This window comes from Massilia sp. CT11-108, assembly GCF_047302915.1.
Taxonomy (GTDB): domain Bacteria; phylum Pseudomonadota; class Gammaproteobacteria; order Burkholderiales; family Burkholderiaceae_D; genus Telluria; species Telluria orientalis.
On sequence record NZ_JBKYMO010000678.1, the window covers coordinates 1 to 2,477 of the forward strand.

Genomic DNA, 2,477 nt, shown 5'->3' on the forward strand with positions numbered 1-2,477 from the left:
GTCCCCATCGTCTAGAGGCCTAGGACATCACCCTTTCACGGTGAGTACCGGGGTTCGAATCCCCGTGGGGACGCCAGTCAAAGACCGGAGCAGACCACCCGCACATGCGGAAAGGTGCTCCGGTTTTTCTTTGGGTCCGCGACCATGCACAACGATCAACGCTCCACGACTCTCGCCATCTTCTGCAAAGTGGTCGACAACTTCGGCGACATCGGCATCTGCTGGCGCCTCGCGCGGCAGTTCCACCGCGAGCATGGCATCGCGGTGACCCTGTGGGTCGACGACCTCGCCAGTTTCCGCCGCATCTGGCCGGGCGTGTCCGTCGCTGCCGACGAGCAGGTGGTCGACGGCGTGCGCGTGCTGCACTGGCGCGACCAGGACGGCGCCTGCGCGCCGGCCGACGTGGCCGACATCGTCATCGAATTCTTCGGCGTCGACATCCCGCCGGGCTATATCGCCGCGATGGCGCAGTGCGAGCCGCGGCCCGTGTGGATCAATTACGAAGGCCTCAGCGCGGAGGAGTGGGTCGAGGGTTGCCACGCGCTGCCGTCGATGCATCCGCGCCTGAAGCTGACGAAGCATTTCTTCTTCCCGGGTTTTACGAGCAAGACGGGCGGCCTGCTGCGCGAACGCGATCTGCTCGACGCGCGCGACTGCTTCCAGGCCGACGCGGCGGCGCGGGCCGGTTTCCTCGCGCGGCTTGGCGTGACGACGGACGAGGCAAGCGCGCTGACAGTCAGCCTGTTTTGCTATCCGCACGCGCCGGTCGCGGAGATGTTCGCCGCATGGCGCGATGGCGACCGGCCCGTGACCTGTCTCGTGCCGCAAGGCGTCGCGCGCGAGCAGGTGGCGGCGTTCGCCGGCGCCGGCGCGGTGGCGACGCACGGCAATCTCACGGTCCGCACCGTCCCGTTCCTGGCGCAGGACGATTACGATCGCCTGCTGTGGGCGTGCGACGTGAACTTCGTGCGCGGCGAGGATTCCTGGGTGCGTGCGCAATGGGCGGGACGACCATTCATCTGGCACATCTATCCGCAAGATGAAAACTTGCATCATGTTAAACTCCGCGCGTTCCTGCAAAAGTACGCGGCGAACCTGGACAGCCTGATCGATTTTTCCCTGCGCTGGAATGGCGTGGAAGGTAATGCTCCGGCGGATTGGCGCGCGCTGTGGACATCGCTGCAAGCCAGTTTGCCGACGATTCGTGAACGCAATGCCGAATGGCAGGCGCAGATGTTGGCGCATGGCGACCTGGTGAGCAATCTGCTGGATTTCGCCCGGTCGCTGCGGTAGGCGACGGACGAGGAACATGGTATCATGCTTGATTACTGCAACTCATTTTTAGGTTAAAACCCTCCTATGAAACCCGCAAAAGAAATCCGTGTCGGCAACATCATCATGGTTGATGCCAAGCCTTTCATCGTGCTGCGCTCCGACGTCAATGGCTCGAGCCGCACGGGCTTCACGTACAAGTGGAAGATGAAGAATCTTCTCACCAACGCACCGCTGGAAAACGTGTTCCGCGGCGACGACAAGTTCGACGTCGTCGTCCTGGACAAGAAGCCGGTGACCTACTCGTACTTCGCCGACCCGCTGTACGTCTTCATGGATGAAGAATACAACCAGTACGAAATCGAAGAAGAAAACCTGGGCGACGCCATCAACTACCTGAAAGACGGTATGGAATGCGAAGCCGTGTTCTACGACGGCAAGGCCATCTCGGTCGAACTGCCGATCACCATCGCACGCCAGATCATCTACACGGAACCGGCCGTCAAGGGCAACACGTCGGGCAACGTCCTGAAGGAAGCCAAGATCGAGAACGCCATCGAGTCGAAGCAGTTCACCATCCAGGTGCCGCTGTTCGTCAACCAGGACGACGTCATCGAGATCGACACCCGTACCGCCGAGTACAAGAAAGTCGTCCGCAACTAAGCCGACGCGCTCTTACGAAAAACGCTGTCCATCGGGCAGCGTTTTTTTTCGACGGTACGTCCGACACGCGCTCATGTCAAATAAGCAAGATCCTGTTATGCTGGAGCATTCACGAGGAGAGTGCATGGACCGCAGGGATTTCGTTCGACTGGGCCTGGCGGCGAGCGCCGCGGCCGGCGTGACTGCGTCGGCAGCGGGCAAGGAACCCGATGCCGTGCTGGACGCCGGCGTGCGCGAGCAGCAGGCGCTGATGGAAACGGGCAAGCTGACGTCGAAGACGCTCGTGCAGCGCTACCTCGCGCGCATCGCGGCCGTCGACAAGGCCGGGCCGCGCCTGAACGCCGTCATCGAACTGAATCCCGACGCCGCCAGGATCGCCACCGACCTCGACCGCGAGCGCAAGGCCGGCAAGGTGCGCGGCCCGCTGCACGGCATCCCCGTCCTGTTGAAGGACAATATCGCGACGGGCGACAGGATGAGCACGAGCGCCGGCTCGCTCGCGCTGGACGGCGTGCGCGCCACGCGCGATGCGTTCGTCGCGG

Annotated in this window: 3 protein-coding genes and 1 tRNA gene; all 4 read left to right on the forward strand. The window is 62.9% G+C overall.

Features of this window, described 5'->3' with window-relative positions; genetic code table 11:
- Positions 1-76: transfer RNA gene (locus ACEN88_RS29320), tRNA-Glu, on the forward strand.
- Between the two features lie 68 nt (positions 77-144).
- Entirely contained in the window at positions 145-1,293 is a 1,149-nt protein-coding gene (earP, locus tag ACEN88_RS29325) for an elongation factor P maturation arginine rhamnosyltransferase EarP (RefSeq protein WP_413345364.1), read from the forward strand.
- Between the two features lie 66 nt (positions 1,294-1,359).
- The gene (locus tag ACEN88_RS29330; RefSeq protein WP_259447543.1) at positions 1,360-1,935 is read left to right on the forward strand and encodes an elongation factor P; all 576 of its coding nucleotides are present in this window, start codon (positions 1,360-1,362) and stop codon (positions 1,933-1,935) included.
- 124 nt (positions 1,936-2,059) lie between these two features.
- Positions 2,060-2,477, forward strand: a 418-nt coding sequence (locus tag ACEN88_RS29335) for an amidase family protein (protein ID WP_413345366.1), incomplete at its 3' end; no start/stop codon positions are given.

Bases quoted from the DNA above. Each gene is read 5' to 3' on its own strand.
- earP (WP_413345364.1), top strand. From the start codon at position 145: ATGCACAACGATCAACGCTCCACGACTCTCGCCATCTTCTGCAAAGTG.
- ACEN88_RS29330 (WP_259447543.1), top strand. From the start codon at position 1,360: ATGAAACCCGCAAAAGAAATCCGTGTCGGCAACATCATCATGGTTGAT.